Source organism: Streptomyces sp. YIM S03343 (assembly GCF_054729195.1).
The window spans coordinates 6694609-6709751 of sequence record NZ_JBPUKX010000001.1; the positions used below are offsets into that span (position 1 = coordinate 6694609).

Sequence of the window (15143 nt, forward strand, 5' to 3'; positions counted from 1 at the left end):
CTCGCCGCTCCTGGTGATCCATCAGATCAGAACTTGGTCACACCCTCCTCCGAAGTGACTTTTGCTTGCCCTTTGCCCTGATCGCGGTCGTGAACATCACTGCGTGGCTAGGGCCGTAGGCCCGGGCAGCCGACGGAGGGCAGACGCAAGTCATGGGCGAAAGCGCCGAGATACTTCACATCAAGATCGCTGATCTGAAGGCGACCGCACCCGCCTTCGACACCGAGAGCGTTGCGCTCGGCCGCGCGCTCCACAAACTGAAGCTCGCGCTTGCCGAGGCAGGGTCCGCGTGGGGAGACGACGACCAGGGGACGGCCTTCCACAAAGCGTACGGTCCCCGCCTTCATCAGATCGAGGGCGCTACGAAGATCCTCACCCAGGGCCTGGCCAGCATCCACCTCGCCATGTCGGACATGGCCGACGGCCACATCGACAACGAAGAGCTGGTCCGGGCCATGTTCGCAAAAATCAATGTCGGCCCTCACGACGAGTACGACGCCAAGGGCGACGATCAGTGAGCGTCGCCGACAAGGCCCGGAAGGTCGTCCAGGACCTCACCGGGATGTGGTGGCCCGACGCGGACGAGGACAAGCTGCGCCAAGCCGCGAAGGCCTGGCGGGACTTCGCGGACGACGTTGAGGATGTCACGGCTGCTGCGAACAAGGCCGCCCGCACGATCATCGAGCACAACAAGGGTGAGGCCATCTCAGCCTTCGACGACCCGTACTGGCGCCGTTACTACTACAACAAGAAGGGGTGGCTGCAGGACCTCATCGACGGCGCCCACGCCATGGCCAAGGCGTTGGACGCGTACGCCGATGCCGTGCACGGAGCCAGGAAGAAGCTTGAGCACGAGCTGGAGATAGTAGGCGCGACCATCGTCGGGGGCACGGCCCTGGCCATCTTCACCGCAGGTATCTCGGAGGGCGCCGCCGTGGCGGCAGCGGCAACGGTCACCGAACTCGCCGGCACCCTGGGCGTCGCGGTCTCCACCGAGGTCGCAGCCATCGCAGGCACCACCTTGGCCACCGCCGCCTTCGCCGGTGTCGAGTCCATCACCGTCGACCTCGCCGTCACCCAGCCCATCGCCATGGCCACCGGCGAGCAGAAGAGCGGGCTCAGCCTCGACGAAGCCCGGGAGGCCGGGGTGTACGGCGCGCTACTGGGCGGTGGCTTCGGTGGTGCAGGAGCGACTGTCCGGGCCGCCCGCGAGGCAGGCGGTTGGACGCAGTTGCTCGGGGGCGTCCCCATGCCGTCCTTGGGCCCTGAACTGGCCATGCCCGGAGGCGTGACCGCCGGCGCCGATGATCTCGGCCTGCTCATGAACGGCGACGGGGAACCCAGCGCTTGGCCGCGCAGCAAGCGCAAGGGCCGGCTGCAACCCAAGTACCGCGCGGATCTTGCAGGAGACGAAGGGCAGAAGAATGCCCATACGCTGGCCAAGCACGTCGAGAAGACCGACCGGGAACTCCGCGCCCGCATGCGAGCAGAGAGAGGAATCGGCGGTAGTTCGAGTTACATCAGTCCGGAGGCCGCTCAGGACTTCGCCGACCGCGCGCTCATTGAGCGACAGCACGACGTCAGGCGCTGGCTCGAGAACACCACAAGGAGGCAGATTGAGGTCGAGTGGGACTTCGGGGACGAAGTCACCGGTCGTAGCATGTCCCGTGAAGATTTTATCCGCGGAACGGGCCCCCACAACGTGCACAAGGTCTTGCTCCTCCTGCGCCGTGATCCCGACATGCCGAGCGGTTACCGTATCCACACCTCCTATCCCATCCCCTGAGCGCAAGGACCAGTCGTGACCTACCCCGAGGGATTCCTGGACAGGGATTTCCGATTCCCTGCACTGCAGGAACTGCTCGATTCCTACACCTACACTGGGAATTCTTTCACGGACACCCCCGATCAGGCTGGTGTGGCCCTCCAGGCGTATATGCGACAGGCCGTCCGAGCACCTGGAACCCTGGACACGGTCATCGCGGAGATCGATGATCTTCTGCGGACCGGCCTGTTCAGCGACGAGATCGCTGATGACGTGGACCTCCTGCCGCACATCAACCCACCTGCCGGAAGCACGGTCGAGCAGTGCCTCGCCATCATCCGCTCCCATCTCGAACGCATCGCGCGCGGGGGAGCCCCTACGCAGTCGCGCCTCCCGCAGACCGGCTGGGAATGGAGGAAGCAATTCCCCGAGACCCGGATGCTGCTCGGTGCCCACTTCAACCAGGAATTCCCCCGCTTCTATGCATCGCATCGTGAAGCACTCGACGACTATTTCACACTGACCGACGAAGAATCGCTGGCTGAACTGGTCAAGGAACTCGAGTCTCTTCTCTCCCTGACCGAAACGGACGCCGAACTGGACCGTGCCGCTAAGAGTCTCGGTCTCATGGTCTACCCGCCCGAGGGCGTATCGCTGCGTCAGTGGCTCACAGACATCCGGGACATCACCATGCACCGCACACGCCGCTGACGCCGCCCTGCTCAGCGTCCCTCCGGCGAAGCCGCCGGTGGTGAGCGAGTTCAGCCAGGTGCGGAACCCGGCTGTTCTCCCGGGGTGAGCAGGCGGGTGGTGCCGGGTAGTGATGGGGTCCTGGGCGGGGATGGAGGGGTCGACTCTCTTGGCGAGTGGGCGCCGGGCATCATGGTCGTCGATACGGGCCATCCACGAGAGGGCGAGTGCAGCAGGTGTCTGGAGGCGGGCGGACGGCTTTGACAGAGCTGTGGCAGCAGCGTTGGGCCCATTGCCCTCCAGTGGGCTATAAGCTTCGTGACCCGTATCGAGATGTTTGGGTGCGCTTTCACAGCCTGCCGGAGTCCAAGCGGTACGCAGAGAACGAGAGCGAGTACGACGTCGTCCTGGAGCGTTACAACACCGTCCTCGACGAGTTGTTCGCCGGCACAGACGTATACGTGATCACTCCCCACTGGGCGACACAGGCCGAGGTCCGGCCGCTCCAGCCCGAGGCCGGCAACTGGCAGAGTCTGCTGGTGGAGGACGATCCAGAGCCGGAGTTCCCCACCTACTGTCACCTCTTTGCCGCCCGCCGACCTTGGCAACGTGGATGCATCGACGAGTTGCTCCGTGAAATCGCCGACGACAAGATGGCGGGGGTCCTCGTCACCGACACTCGGATGCGCGCATCCACCACCCCTACGACGGTGGCGCCGACGTCTTTCTCGCCACACCGCAGGAACGGGACCGCATGCGCGATCGGCACACCAGTTGGCTCTCCAGTCATCCGTCAGGTCTCTGACAGCCCCGGACCGCCACGCCTGCCCACCGTGCGGTTCGTGGGCGGCCGAGGTTCCTCAGGACGTCGACGACGCAGCAGCGATGTACCGCTCACTGATCGCCGACCGCCGGGTCCTGATCCTCCTGGACAATGCGGCCACGGTCAGCCAAGTCCGGCCGCCGCTCCCCGGCGGAGGAGACAGCCTCGTTGTGGTCACCAGCCGCAGCCCGCCTGGCGGGTCTCTCGGTGCGTGACGGCGCCCACAGGATCACCCTTGGCACGCTTCCGGAGCCGGAGGCAGTCGCTCTGCTGCGCGCGGTCACGAAGGGCTATCGACCCGAGGACGACGGCGACAGACTTGCAGAACTGGCACACCTGTGCGCCCGTCTGCCGCTTGCCCTGCGGATCGCCGCCGAACGCAAGGAACGCGCCCGCATCCGCAGCGAGAAAGGCATCCGCTGGGGCGGACGTCCCCTCAAGACCGCAGCGTGAGCGCACTTCCTACCCAGTGCGCAGCTCCTCGTGAAAGGCTGGGAGCATGATGGGTGGACCGTCTGAGAACCCAGAACTCTGGGCATTCCTGGAGTCACTGCACCGCGGCGAGTTCCTTTCCGGCACCGTTACAGCGATCGAACGGTTCGGTGTGTTCGTGGCGCTGGACGACGGACCCGACCATCCGGTCTTCCCTGGTGTCGGGTTCATCTCCTTCGCTGAACTGTCCTGGCGATGCTTCGAGGCAGCCACCGACGTCGTGCAGGTCCGGCAGCGCGTCTCATGCGAGTTCCTCCAGTTCGACACATGGAACCTGGAGGCCAGACTGTCCTTGAAAGCCACACAGCCGGACCCCTTTCAGGTATTCGCCGACACCATCGCGGTGGGGCAGAAACTGCCCGGCCAGGTCACCAAGCTGATCCCGTTCGGCGTCTTCGTCCAGGTCGCCGACGGGATCGAGGGACTGGTTCACCTGCGCGAGCTCGCCTGGACACCGGTGGAGACTCCAGCAGATGTCGTCAAGGTCGGCGACGAGATCACGGTGGTCGTCACCGAGATCGACCGAGAGCGACGCAGGCTGTCCCTCTCCCGACGACAAGGCTCATCCGCCGACGTGTGACGCGCTGCGTTCCTGCGACGGTTCCCTTGCGCGAGTGCTCCTGAACGTCTGCTCGGCCAAAGGAAGACACACGCCCCAGGCCGGTGAACCCTGGCGGTCACAGCACTAGAAAGCCGAGGCCGACCTCAGCTGCGACCCTGCCTTTGAGTAGGCACCAGACATGGAACCGCGGAGATCTTCGGCTGCGTCGGGCATCGAAAGCGTACGGTCCGACTGCCCCTTCAAGTTCCAGTCCCGTCGTCGCCGGTCCCCGACTGAGTCAAGCTCAGGTGGTCAGCGGTACAGAACGCCAAGGGATGCGAGGAGGAGTACAGCTGCGGCGGTGAGGCCCAGGATTCTGTAGCGGCTCCACGCGGCAAGCGCGAGGAAGGACGCCCACGCTCCGCCCGTGATGGCCGCAGCCCACCAGCCCGCGGTTGCCTGGGCGGCGGTGAGAGGGAAGGGCGACAGCAGGAGCGTGGGCGGGATGACCGCAAGCCGTGGCCTGATGCCCAACTGCTTGTAGACGACGATCAGAGTGATCAGAGCCGTCGCGAACGTGAGGGGGATGACGGCGACATCCCACCAGGTGAAGCAGATGCCGTCCGTCGTCTCGCATGCCTGGTTGCTGTGATGCTTGACCCAGGAGAAGAAAACACAGGCACCGTAGGCCAGTACCGCTCCGGTGGCCGCCGCTCCGGATACCCGCGGTACTACAGGCCCAGGTTCCGCGTAGGGGGTGTTCATGCCTACAGACTTCCCTGATCGATGGCCGGGGGCCTGAGTACAAATACTCAGGCCCCCGGATCAGTTACAGAGGCCGGCATCCCCAAGCTGGGCGTGTGGCCGTCGTTCGCCGACTACCTCATAGAAGTCGCCGATGCCCTGTACGAGAACCGTGGCGTGGAGTACTCGGACGGACACTTCGCATAGCGCCGCCGGAGACGGCGTCACCGCTCACGGAGAAGTCCGTGGTGTTCTCTGCGCGGATCTGAAGGACCGTGTAGTCGTTCTGGGAGTCGAGGTCCTTGGCGCCGTCGCCCGGCTCGACATCGATGTCGAGCCGGGCGACGGCGCCGCGAGCAACTACCAGAGCCAGCGGTCGAGGAATGTGGGGATCCCGCGCTGGTCTGTGCAGCTTCCCGGTGAAACTTCTGGCCGTCGGCTGTCGCTGGTTCGGGTGCTCTGGAGAGGTTCCCAGAGCGGCACTCGTCCGTCAGCTGACGGATGCTCGGGCGCAACCTTCCGGTGTTCCGGCGTGTCTACGTGGTGTGCTGACAATACGCAGAACATGGCGGACAGCGGCCGCCGCCGCCTTCGCGAGCGCCGCTATGGCGGTCGCGACCCCGGCCGCGCATGCCGCCGGAACGACGCTCGTCCTGAACGCCCAGGAGAACTACTACCTCCCCACCAAGGGCGAGGGCCCGAACCTGGACCTCGGCATCACCGCCTCGGGCGGCAACGCCCATGACGTCTCGGTCGCGGTCGACGCGTCGTCCCTCGCCGGGAAGGCGACGATGGTGGTCGTAGGGGACTGCGTGAGCACCGGCACCCTGAAGGTGAGATGCGACGTGGGCCCGCTGTCGGGCAAGGAGGGGATCGACCCGTTCTTCCTGAAACCCACCGCGGCCGCCAAGGCGGGCGACACCGGTGCCATCACCTACACCGCCACCGCATCCGACGCGGCCACCGTGACGGGGAGGACGGACGTCCTGGTCGGCGGGCCCAAGCTCGTCAGCCGACCCTACCCGGCGCTGAAGGGCATCGCGCCCGGCGCCGTCTTCGAGCGCACCCCGGCCTTCGCCAACACCGGCACAGCCCCCGCCGGCAAGGGCGTCATGCTGCTGGTGCAGGACTCGGAAGGCGTCTCTCTCGCCCGTGACCACTCCAACTGCCACTACTCGGACCGGCCCGACGCCGGCGCCTGGTGCCGGTTCGACACCCCGGTCGCGCCCGGCGCGGCCTACGAGACGGACGCGCCGCTGCGCCACACCGCCTCCAAGGACACGATGTACGGCTACAACACCTACGTCGTGTGGCCGGTCGGCGGCACCGCGCCCGACTCCTTCGACCCGTCCGACTTCCCCGAGACCGGCGCCGGCGCGCCGCTCGGCCTGAAGTCCGTCGCCTCCGGCTCCGGATTCACCGGCTCCGGGTACGGCACCTTTGCCACCACCCAGCACGCCGACTACCAGGCGCTCGGTGGCACGGTCGAGGGCAAGGTCGGCGAGACGGTGAGCATCACCGTGGGCGTGCGGAACAACGGGCCGGGCCTCATGGGCTACCAGTGGTCGGACCCCGGCATCTCCGGCACGTTCGTGGTGACCCCGCCCGCCGGCACCACCATCACCGGCGCCCCCGGCCCCGGCGAGCAGGGCGACCCCGGGCCGCTGTGGAACTGCACACCGGGCAAGGCCGGCGCGAAGAGCTACACCTGCGTCATCGACGACGCGGACTTCCGGCCGGGCGACTCCGTGACCCAGGAGTTCACGGTGCGGATCGACCGGGTCGTCCCCGGCGCGCGGGGCAGCGTGCGGGCGGTGGAGAACCCCAAGTACCCCAATCGTGACGACGACGCGGCGAACGACACCGCGGCGATCGCGGTGAAGGCCACCGGATCGGCGACGTCCAGCCCCTCGCCCAGCACCTCCGCGTCCCCGTCGGCCACAGCCACGGCCACGGCCACCGCGAGCCCGTCCGGCTCCGGGGCGGGAACCGGGAGCGGGACGACGACCGGCGGCGGGCTCGCCTCCACGGGCGCGGACGGAGTCCTGCTGCGGGCGGGCACCGCCGTCCTGCTGGTGGCGGGCGGCGCGCTGGTGTTCCTGGCGGCGCGGAGGTCGCGGCCGCACGGCGGCCGCTGACGCCGCCGCCCCGGCGTGGCAGGGCGCCAGCGGCCCCCCGCGGGACCGCGCGTGGAGCCGTTGGACGGGACGACCGCGCAGGTCGGGGCCGGGTCGCGGAATTCCGCGACCCCTGCTTCTGGTCGGCGCGAACAGGATGGTCGAGATCCAGCTGATGCTGCTGGACCGTGAGCAGAACGCCGGTATGGCTGGCCCGTTCACCTTGATCGAGACCAAAGAAGGGCGGAGGATCGCGTACGTTGAGGTGCAGAACGTGAGTCGAGTGCACACCGAACGGGCCGCCGTGCGAGGGCTCGAAGCCAAGTACAGCAGCTTGCGGGCACAGGCACTCACACCTCAGGAATCCATGGCGTACGTCGAGAAGGTGCTGGGGGAGCTGTGAGAGCCGAGAACATCGGGCAGGCGGATCCTCGGCTGCTCTGGATAAAGAGCAGTTACAGCAGTGAGGAGGGCGGAGAGTGCGTCCAGGTGGCAAGCGGCCTTCGTACTGTCTTCGTCCGGGACTCCAAGGAAACGTCTCGCCCTGGACTGGCTGTTGCGACGGGCGCCTGGGCAGCGTTCGTCGGTTTCGCGGTTGAACAGCCACGCTGAACTGCCCTTGCGTGACCGTGCCTCGTGGCTCTGAGTCGAGCAACGAGGCACAGTCATGTCTGGGCCAGTCGTTCGACACAACGCCTTCTTGAGTCGTTCTGGTCGACTTCGCACCCGTCGGTCGCGACAATACGTGCATGAGTGATGACTGGCGGCGACAGATCGACGCGCTGCATGAGGAGTTGGTCCGCAGGGACGACCCCGCCGCGTGGGTGCGGGAGGCCGATGCGGTGGAGGCGTCCCTGCGGTATCCGAGTCTCGCGTTGCGCGGGCCGGTGTTCGGGATCGCCGTGCAGGATCCTGCCGTGGGGGAAGAGTGGCGAGTACTCAAACCCGTGGTCGACGGGATGCCTCAGATGGCTCGGGACGGGCTCAATTCCCATCTGTGGTTCCAGGCCAAGGACGACACCGAGGACCCCGCCGTACGGCGGGAGTTGCTGGCGGCTGTCGATGTGCTGGACCGGGAGGCCGTCAACGAGGTCGAGGCGTGCGGGGTGCGGTACCGGGTGGTGCGCGGGGACGAGTTCGCCCGGATCGCGGATGACGGGCCTGAACCGCCCCGGCCCACCGATCCGGAGCCGGTCGTGCGGTCCTGGGACCGGCAGGCGCGTGACACTCCGTCCCGGGATGTCGGCTTCCGTCTCGCTCCTCATCAGGACGAAGGGCCTTCTGCGGCGGCGCTTCGGCTGGGGCTGCGGGGCTTTGTCTACACCGGCTCCCGGTTTCCCGCCGATGTGCGCTCCGATTCCGAGCGGGCCGCTTCCAGCCACCCCGAACCGGTGCTGCTGCCCACCGGATTCGGTGTTGCCGAGCGCAAGGAGTCCGCGTGGCGGCCGTACGGCGGGCTCATGGCCACCCCGCACGAGGCACGGCGCATGCTCTACAACGGCATGGACGAGGTCTGGGCCATGCTGTACGAGTACGACGCCACCAAGAAGGCCCGCTACGCCAGGGCGGCCGCGGAGTTCCGGGCGCTCGACCGTGCCGATGACTTCCGTGTCGACGACCGTGTCTTCCGGATCTGCCGGATCGAGCGCATGCTCCGTCTCGGCCCGGACGGGCCGGAGACTCCGCGGCCCTCGGACATCGACGAGTACGGGCCCACAAAGATCCACCCGAGCATGGCCGAGGACGGCACGATCGCCTACGGGTGAAAACCGGATCTTGCAGGAGACGAAGGCCGCCGGGCCCCGGTTGCCGGTGTGACGCACTGACGACGGAGAGCGGTCGGCGGTCGGGGTCGAGTGGGGGCTGTCAGCGGTGCGCGGTGCGCGGTGCCGTCGCGAGGCGTGGGCCGCGTTCGTCGGGTTCGCGGTTGAACCATCACACTGAACTGCCCTTGCATGGCTGTGCCCTGTGGTTCCGAGTCGAGCCGCAGGGCACAGCAGTGGGAGCAGTGGACCTGTGTGCGGCCGGTTGCCGCCGTCGGTGAACTGTCCGGAGACGGCCCGTCCCTGCATCCGGCCACCCCGTACCTCTCCTTCGGCGTCTCGGGAGGGACGGCGGTTCTGTGGGACCCCCAGCACCGGGCGCCCCTGAAGCTGGCGGCCAGTCAGGTGTGGCTTGCCCCCGCGGCATCGGGAAAGGCGCCGTGCGAAGTGGCCGGGAAGGCACCCGGTAAGGGGCGCACCGGCTGATCGACCCGCCTACGGGTGTGCCCTGCGGCCGCTGGAGCCGCAGGGCACGGCCTCACGCGGTGCCGAAGGCTGTCCGCAGGGTGGTGACGGCCTGGTTGATCGCGGCTTCCGCGGCGTGGGTCTCGCGCAGGGCGTTGAGCATGACGAAGTCGTGGATGATGCCCTGATGGCGCACGGCGGTCACCGGGACTCCGGCCTGGCGGAGCTTGGCGGCGTACGCCTCGCCCTCGTCGCGCAGGACATCGGCCTCGCCGGTGATGACCAGGGCCGGAGGCAGCCCGGCGAGCTGCTCGGGAGTGGCACGGAGCGGAGATGCGGTGATCTCGGCACGCTGCTTCGCGTCGGTGGTGTACTGGTCCCAGAACCACTGCATGGCGTCCCTGCGCAGGAAGTAGCCCTCGGCGAACTGGTGGTAGGAGCCGGTGTCGAAGCTCGCGTCGGTCACCGGGTAGAAGAGGACCTGCTGTACCAGCGGGACATCCCCGCGTTCCTTGGCCATCAGGGTCAGCGCGGCGGACATGTTGCCGCCCACGGAGTCGCCGGCCACGGCGATACGGGTGGCGTCCAGGTTCTTGGCGGCGCCCTCGGTGACCACCCAGCGGGCGACGGCGTAGTTCTGCTCGATGGCGACCGGGTAACGGGCCTCCGGGGACAGGTCGTACTCGGGGAACACGACCGCGGCGCCGGTGCCGACCGCAAGTTCGCGCACCAGGCGGTCGTGGGTGTGGGCGTTGCCGAACACCCATCCGGCACCGTGGATGTAGACGATCACCGGCAGTGTCCCCTCGGCGCCGGCGGGCCGGACGATGCGGACCTGTACCGATCCGGTGGGGCCGCCCTCGACCGTCACCCACTCCTCGTCGACCTCCGGCTTGCCGATCTCACCGGACTGCACCTCGTTGACGGCTTTACGGCCCTCGACGGGACCGAGATCGAAGAGGTAGGGCGGGTTGGCCGTGGCCTCGGCGAAGGCTGCGGCGGCGGGCTCCAGCACCGGGCGGGTCGTGGTCTCGGACGTGGACATGGGGTAGCTCCTCACGGTGATGACGGCTGCCATGCGGCCCGGCTTGTCGTCCGGGCACCACAGAAACGTACTGCGCGATTAAGTCGTGCGCAACTAAATCGAGCGGTATGGAGTCGCGGGCGCCTGCAAGCGTAGGATCGGCCCGGGACGATTGCCGGACGTTGGGACGAAAGCCATGGATCAGGCCCCGCACCAAGCCGCCGAACCGGCTTCCCTCCTGCTCCAGGACCAGCTGTGCTTCGCCCTCTACGCCGCCTCACGGGCGGTCATCGCCCGCTATCGCCCGCTCCTGGACGAACTCGGCCTGACCTATCCGCAGTACCTGGTGATGCTGGTGCTGTGGGAGCAGGACTCCATATCCGTACGAGAGCTGGGCACGGCGCTCCACCTGGAATCGAGCACCCTCTCCCCGCTGCTCAAGCGCTTGGAGGCCGGCGGCCTGATCAGCCGCGAACGGCGTACCGAGGACGAGCGCTCTGTCGCCGTACGCCTCACACAGTCCGGCGCGAACCTCCGGGAGTCGGCCAGCCGGGTCCCCCCGGCCATCGCCGAGGCCATGGCCCTGACCCCGGACCAGGACGCCACGGCCAAGCACCTGCTGCGGCTGCTCACCGCGAACGTCACACGCGGCTGACATCGCCGGCGACCGGCGGCGGATCCGCCTGTCGGCGGGCGGGGTGACCGTTCGATCGGAATCTGTCGCAACCGATTGAACCGCATTTGTCTGCGGTGCTTGTCGATAGAGAGGCTGGGAGAAGTGTTGCCGGGAGCGTCGGCTGGCCTCTTGCAGGACACTCACCCGGCGTTGGTCCCCTGAGCTTGGCTCGGTGGGCGGTCCGGGGCGCCGAAGCGTACGGAGTGGGGGAGGGTTGTCCACCAGCGGGCCTGGGCTCGGAGGGTTGGGGGGAGGGCTGGTGTGGTGGAGAGGGTTGTGAGGTGGGTGGTGTCGCCCTTCATGCCCAACGCGTAGATCAGGGTGCTGAGGATGCGTTCGGTGGAGGGTGTCGTGACGGGGGAACGGGGGGTGTAGCGGGTCAGGGCCGATGTCCAGAAGGTGTCGTCACTCCGGCCGCCCAGGTGGGCCAGGGCCTGGGCTGCCGCGTTGGCTATCGGGGGTGAGGTGTTGGGGTGCAGGACCAGGTGTTCGGCCCAGGGGCGTTCCGCGTCCGCGTTGAGGTTGCGGAGGGCGGAGAGGAGGCGTAGCAACAGGTGGGGGTGTGGGGGGCTTTGGCGGGTGATGCGGGTTTTCAACGCCCTTGCCAGGGGGGTGCGGTACGGGGTTGCCGCGAGCAAGAGGGCTGCGTGCATGCGGACGTCTGATACTCGGGCGTAGAGGGTTTCCCGCACCAGTTTGCGCAGGATGTCGTCGTCGAAGCGGGGCATCTCGCGGGGGAGTGCGGCCAGCGTGGTCTGGGTGATGCGGGTCAGCAGGGCTTCGTCCGGGGGTGGTTGGGTCGCCCCGCAGGTCGTCCCGTCCGGGTGGTGGGTGTGCGCTGCGGCTGTTCGGTGGGTGGTGGGGGGCAAGTTCGGCTTCGGGATCGTTGCGATCAGGACCGCTGCCAACGCTCTTGCGTCGTCGTAGCGGACGTTCGTGTCGTGCAGTAACTCCGTGCAGATCGACGCCACTTCGGCCAGCTGTACGGCGGTGAAGTGGCCGTCCGGGATCTTGCGGACGCAGGCCAGCAGGGCGCCGTAGAACGCGTCGTCGTTCACCGGGTCGTGGAGCTGGGTCAGGACTTGGCGGGCGGCTTCCGGGTGGGCGCTGGTATCGAGCAGGCAGACCGTTTCCACCAAGCCCTGGTTGCCGGGTACGGCTGCCTCCGCGCAGGCACTCACCGCGTAGCGGTCGGCTGTCGGGTGGCGTAACAGTCTGCTCATCGCCTCGAAGCGCTGCTTCCACGCCGCTCCGTCCGAGATCAGCGTCTCGGTCAGCAGGCGTGTGCACAGTGCCGACCAGTCGCCGGCACGCAGCCATACGTCCGGGCGGGCGGCCAGGGCGGCCGTCAGGTCGTCCCAGTCTGCCGCCGTCACCGTGGTCCGGCCCGTCACCGCGTCCAGCAGGTCCGCGGTGCGGGCGGTCGTCGACGGGTCCTCGTCCGGGGTTGGACGAGGCAGCAGGGGGCTCGCGCCGCAGGCGGGGGTCGCGTAGCGGTTGACCGTGTCGATGGCCGATGTCAGGAGGCGGGGCGGGAGCTCCAGCAACTCCTCGTAGCGGCGTACGGCCTGGTAGGGGAGGGGGCTCTGGGCATTCTCCCAGCGGGAGATGCGGCTCGGGTCGACCGGGTGCGGCCACGCGCCGCCCTGGAAGGCCTTCGCGAAGGTGCTTCCCCGGGTCCATTCCTCCGCGGTGCCGTAGTAGCGGTTCACACGCAGCAGCCAGGCGGTGCGCCGTGCGACCGGTGTCGTCCCCGGCTGCTCGCGGGCCGGGCTTGGCGGGCGGCCGCGTCCTGCCTTCGTCATCGTCGTCCCCGGATTTATTGCAGCCGCCCTGGTGCTCTGCAAGGCACGGCCTTCCCGCCGCCCGCGCACCCTACGGTGCTTCCGGGGCGGTGGTCCGGGGCAGCCGCGCGAGGTGTCTTCGCGCGGGGTGCCGATCGGGGGAGGCCATCGCCCCTAATCGTCCGGTCAGTTCGGTCGGTTCGGCCGGTCGGGGCAGTCCGGCCGGTCGGGTCCGTCGGGTCATGGAGCAGCCTCCTGCGGTCCCGGTGCCGATCCGGCCATGTCCGAAATGGCAGACAGATAAGTCGACCAGATAGTACGGATCCGGCACGGCGGATGAAGCAGATTCCGCGAACCCGGGACACCTGACGACGCGCGGACCGAGTGTGCTGCGCGACGACGTGTCGGTCCGGTGCAAGGAGTGAGTGGGGCAGTGGGATTCTCGTTGTTCGTGGTGGTGCTGCTGGGCGTCTGTATCGGCGGCATCGTCTGGCAGAAGTCGCTGGGCGCCAAGGCCAGTTCACCCGAGTACGTCGATGTCGATCTGCCGCTCGACACCATCGTGGCCGTCGGCGGACGGGCCACGTCCTCGGTGGTCGGGCGGGTGCTGAACCGGGGCGCTGTCCCGGCCGAGCGGGACGGCGCCGGCGGGGCCTCGTGGCGGGTGCGCAGCAAGGGCGGCGTACTCGTCATGCAGGTCGTCCCGGATGCCGGCGGGCGTGGCTACCGTGTCTCCGGCTGGGCCGAGGAACTGACCCCGGCGCAGTACGGCACCGGCTTCCGCTCCGGCATCCTCGCGCTCGCCTTCGCCATCACCAACCGCATCTACGCCGCCTTGGGTGTGCCGCACGCCCCGCTCGTCCTCATCCGCCAGCGCAAGCGGGCCTTTCGTGCGCTGACCCGCGAGGCGGTGTGACGGAGCGCGCCGCCACCTTCGCCAGGTGGCCCATGAACACCTCCCGGGTGTCCGGGGTCAGGGTGCGCAGGGCCACCAGGGCAGTGATCACGACGTCGCACAGTTCGGCCTCCACGTCCTCCCAGCTGTGCGTCACGCCCTTGCGCGGGTTCTGCCCCGTGGCGCCGATCACCGCCTGTGCGGCCTCGCCGACCTCCTCCGACAGCTTCAGCATGCGCAGCAGCAGGGCCTCCCGGGTGCCGCTCGCGCCCTCGTGCGTGCCATCGGAGGCGCGGCTCACCTCCAGCCAGCGCCACAGCGCGTCCACGGTGGTCCAGAGGTCGGTCGGTTCGGCCGCGTCGATGTCGTTGTTGAGGGCGTGGATGGCGTGTACGTCGTCATCGATGTCGTGCTGATCGCTCATGGCCGCAGCCTGTCACGACCGGGCTCGCCCCGGTCCGGGGACCCGCCCCTGCCCGGGGACCCGCCCCTGCCCGGGGACCCGCCCCTGCCCGGGGACCCATCCCTGCCCGGGGAGCGGCGACCGTCACTCCTCGAACAGGGCCTCCTGCTCGCCCTCCTGCTGCCGCCGTACCCGCTGGTTGCGCATGCCGACGACGATCGCGGTCGTCGCGCCGGTCATCGCCAGCGCCGCCGGGACCATCCAGCCGCGGTCGAAGACATGGCGCAGCGCGTGGTCGAGGGAGAGCCGGCCGGGGCCCGCCACGGCGAGACCGGTGGCCGCCAGGCCCAGGCTCGCGGCGTACTCGTAGCCGCCCTCCGCCGCGAAGAAGCCGGCCGGAGCGTGCACCGCCGCCGCGCCCGCCATGGCCCCGGCGGCGGCCGCACCCGCGGCCGGGGTGGCCAGGCCCAGCGCGAGCAGGGCGCCGCCGCCCGCCTCTGCGAGCCCGGCTGCCGTCGCGCTGGCACGGCCGGGCCGGTAGCCCATCGACTCCATGGCCTGGCCGGTCCCCGTGATACCGCCCCCGCCGAACCAGCCGAACAGCTTCTGCGTCCCGTGTGCGGCCAGCACCCCACCGGTGGCGAGCCGGAGCAGTAGCAGACCCAGGTCTCGTCGGTTGTAATCGCTCACCTTGACTCCCGGCGCAGGCAGTGGACAGCACAGCAGGTCGTGCGCCCTTTCACCATCGCACCCCGCCCCCCGCCCGGCCCGCTCGCCTGAGCCATCCGAGTGGCGAAGAGACCGTACGCTCGCGCAGGCCCCCACGCGAAAGGGCCGCTCACCTCCGGGCAACCGGCCGAGAGCGACCGGATCCTGGGAGGTGAGCGGCCCAAGTCGCCGCCGGGGGAGGGTCAGTAACCCTGCGGAGCGCCGAACTGCTGCGGGACGTACGGCTGCTGCG

Annotated in this window: 16 protein-coding genes and 3 pseudogenes; 14 read left to right on the forward strand and 5 right to left on the reverse strand. The window is 68.7% G+C overall.

Going from position 1 to position 15143, the window contains the following annotated elements:
* Window positions 1–152 precede the first annotated feature (152 nt).
* The 7 genes and pseudogenes from ACSYGN_RS29620 (at window position 153) to ACSYGN_RS29650 (ending at window position 4350) form a co-directional block, all read left to right on the forward strand.
* On the forward strand, window positions 153–518 hold the full coding sequence (locus ACSYGN_RS29620; protein WP_460400937.1) for a hypothetical protein: 366 nt from the start codon (window positions 153–155) through the stop codon (window positions 516–518).
* A complete protein-coding gene (locus tag ACSYGN_RS29625) occupies window positions 515–1786 on the forward strand; it encodes an RNase A-like domain-containing protein (RefSeq protein WP_460400939.1) in 1272 nt (423 codons plus the stop codon). Before ACSYGN_RS29620 ends, ACSYGN_RS29625 begins: the two co-directional genes overlap by 4 nt.
* 15 nt (window positions 1787–1801) lie before the next feature.
* A complete protein-coding gene (locus ACSYGN_RS29630) occupies window positions 1802–2476 on the forward strand; it encodes a contact-dependent growth inhibition system immunity protein (RefSeq protein WP_460400941.1) in 675 nt (224 codons plus the stop codon).
* 320 nt (window positions 2477–2796) lie between these two features.
* Window positions 2797–3078: pseudogene (locus tag ACSYGN_RS29635) on the forward strand (DUF3885 domain-containing protein); the annotation flags it as partial.
* Window positions 3079–3146: 68 nt separating this feature from the next.
* Window positions 3147–3260, forward strand: a complete 114-nt coding sequence (locus ACSYGN_RS29640) for a DUF3885 domain-containing protein (protein WP_460403817.1) — start codon at window positions 3147–3149, stop codon at window positions 3258–3260.
* Window positions 3261–3340: 80 nt separating this feature from the next.
* Window positions 3341–3659: pseudogene (locus ACSYGN_RS29645) on the forward strand (tetratricopeptide repeat protein); the annotation flags it as partial.
* Between the two features lie 121 nt (window positions 3660–3780).
* A complete protein-coding gene (locus tag ACSYGN_RS29650) occupies window positions 3781–4350 on the forward strand; it encodes a S1 RNA-binding domain-containing protein (protein ID WP_460400943.1) in 570 nt (189 codons plus the stop codon).
* A gap of 273 nt (window positions 4351–4623) precedes the next feature.
* On the opposite strand, the gene ACSYGN_RS29655 is transcribed toward ACSYGN_RS29650, so the two are convergent.
* A complete protein-coding gene (locus ACSYGN_RS29655) occupies window positions 4624–5076 on the reverse strand; it encodes a hypothetical protein (RefSeq protein WP_460400945.1) in 453 nt (150 codons plus the stop codon).
* 584 nt (window positions 5077–5660) lie between these two features.
* Here ACSYGN_RS29655 and ACSYGN_RS29660 point away from each other — a divergent pair.
* The 5 genes and pseudogenes from ACSYGN_RS29660 to ACSYGN_RS29680 all read left to right on the forward strand — a co-directional run bounded on the left by ACSYGN_RS29660 (window position 5661) and on the right by ACSYGN_RS29680 (window position 9421).
* Window positions 5661–7193, forward strand: a complete 1533-nt coding sequence (locus ACSYGN_RS29660) for a hypothetical protein (RefSeq protein ID WP_460400947.1) — start codon at window positions 5661–5663, stop codon at window positions 7191–7193.
* 94 nt (window positions 7194–7287) lie between these two features.
* Window positions 7288–7575 (forward strand): annotated as a pseudogene (locus tag ACSYGN_RS29665) (Scr1 family TA system antitoxin-like transcriptional regulator); the annotation flags it as partial.
* Complete coding sequence (locus ACSYGN_RS29670) at window positions 7572–7784, forward strand: DUF397 domain-containing protein (RefSeq protein ID WP_460400949.1); 213 nt, start codon at window positions 7572–7574, stop codon at window positions 7782–7784. The pseudogene ACSYGN_RS29665 and the gene ACSYGN_RS29670, both read left to right, overlap by 4 nt.
* 137 nt (window positions 7785–7921) lie before the next feature.
* Window positions 7922–8938: a DUF5954 family protein gene (locus ACSYGN_RS29675; RefSeq protein ID WP_460400951.1), complete on the forward strand. Its 1017-nt coding sequence runs from the start codon at window positions 7922–7924 to the stop codon at window positions 8936–8938.
* Between the two features lie 189 nt (window positions 8939–9127).
* Window positions 9128–9421: a hypothetical protein gene (locus ACSYGN_RS29680; RefSeq protein WP_460400953.1), complete on the forward strand. Its 294-nt coding sequence runs from the start codon at window positions 9128–9130 to the stop codon at window positions 9419–9421.
* 52 nt (window positions 9422–9473) lie between these two features.
* Here the strand turns inward: ACSYGN_RS29680 and ACSYGN_RS29685 are convergent, their stop codons facing one another.
* Entirely contained in the window at window positions 9474–10445 is a 972-nt protein-coding gene (locus ACSYGN_RS29685; RefSeq protein ID WP_460400955.1) for an alpha/beta hydrolase, read from the reverse strand.
* Between the two features lie 175 nt (window positions 10446–10620).
* Here ACSYGN_RS29685 and ACSYGN_RS29690 point away from each other — a divergent pair, with 175 nt between their 5' ends.
* Window positions 10621–11079 (forward strand): MarR family winged helix-turn-helix transcriptional regulator, encoded by a 459-nt coding sequence (locus ACSYGN_RS29690; protein ID WP_460400957.1) that lies wholly within the window; start codon window positions 10621–10623, stop codon window positions 11077–11079.
* A 161-nt stretch (window positions 11080–11240) separates the two neighbouring features.
* Here the strand turns inward: ACSYGN_RS29690 and ACSYGN_RS29695 are convergent, their stop codons facing one another.
* Entirely contained in the window at window positions 11241–12905 is a 1665-nt protein-coding gene (locus ACSYGN_RS29695; protein ID WP_460400959.1) for a hypothetical protein, read from the reverse strand.
* A gap of 412 nt (window positions 12906–13317) precedes the next feature.
* Here ACSYGN_RS29695 and ACSYGN_RS29700 point away from each other — a divergent pair, with 412 nt between their 5' ends.
* Window positions 13318–13800 (forward strand): hypothetical protein, encoded by a 483-nt coding sequence (locus ACSYGN_RS29700; RefSeq protein WP_460400961.1) that lies wholly within the window; start codon window positions 13318–13320, stop codon window positions 13798–13800.
* On the opposite strand, the gene ACSYGN_RS29705 is transcribed toward ACSYGN_RS29700, so the two are convergent.
* Together ACSYGN_RS29705 and ACSYGN_RS29710 are read right to left on the reverse strand one after the other, a co-directional pair.
* On the reverse strand, window positions 13748–14203 hold the full coding sequence (locus tag ACSYGN_RS29705) for a MazG-like family protein (RefSeq protein ID WP_460400963.1): 456 nt from the start codon (window positions 14201–14203) through the stop codon (window positions 13748–13750). The genes ACSYGN_RS29700 and ACSYGN_RS29705 overlap by 53 nt on opposite strands.
* Window positions 14204–14326: 123 nt before the next feature.
* The gene (locus ACSYGN_RS29710; protein WP_460400965.1) at window positions 14327–14872 is read right to left on the reverse strand and encodes a DoxX family protein; all 546 of its coding nucleotides are present in this window, start codon (window positions 14870–14872) and stop codon (window positions 14327–14329) included.
* Window positions 14873–15143: the final 271 nt, after the last annotated feature.

Coding starts and splice junctions, on each gene's coding strand:
- ACSYGN_RS29620 (WP_460400937.1), top strand. CDS start 153: ATGGGCGAAAGCGCCGAGATACTTCACATCAAGATCGCTGATCTGAAG.
- ACSYGN_RS29650 (WP_460400943.1), top strand. CDS start 3,781: ATGGGTGGACCGTCTGAGAACCCAGAACTCTGGGCATTCCTGGAGTCA.
- ACSYGN_RS29655 (WP_460400945.1), bottom strand. CDS start 5,076: ATGAACACCCCCTACGCGGAACCTGGGCCTGTAGTACCGCGGGTATCC.
- ACSYGN_RS29660 (WP_460400947.1), top strand. CDS start 5,661: ATGGCGGTCGCGACCCCGGCCGCGCATGCCGCCGGAACGACGCTCGTC.
- ACSYGN_RS29675 (WP_460400951.1), top strand. CDS start 7,922: ATGAGTGATGACTGGCGGCGACAGATCGACGCGCTGCATGAGGAGTTG.
- ACSYGN_RS29680 (WP_460400953.1), top strand. CDS start 9,128: ATGGCTGTGCCCTGTGGTTCCGAGTCGAGCCGCAGGGCACAGCAGTGG.
- ACSYGN_RS29685 (WP_460400955.1), bottom strand. CDS start 10,445: ATGTCCACGTCCGAGACCACGACCCGCCCGGTGCTGGAGCCCGCCGCC.
- ACSYGN_RS29690 (WP_460400957.1), top strand. CDS start 10,621: ATGGATCAGGCCCCGCACCAAGCCGCCGAACCGGCTTCCCTCCTGCTC.
- ACSYGN_RS29695 (WP_460400959.1), bottom strand. CDS start 12,905: ATGACGAAGGCAGGACGCGGCCGCCCGCCAAGCCCGGCCCGCGAGCAG.
- ACSYGN_RS29705 (WP_460400963.1), bottom strand. CDS start 14,203: ATGAGCGATCAGCACGACATCGATGACGACGTACACGCCATCCACGCC.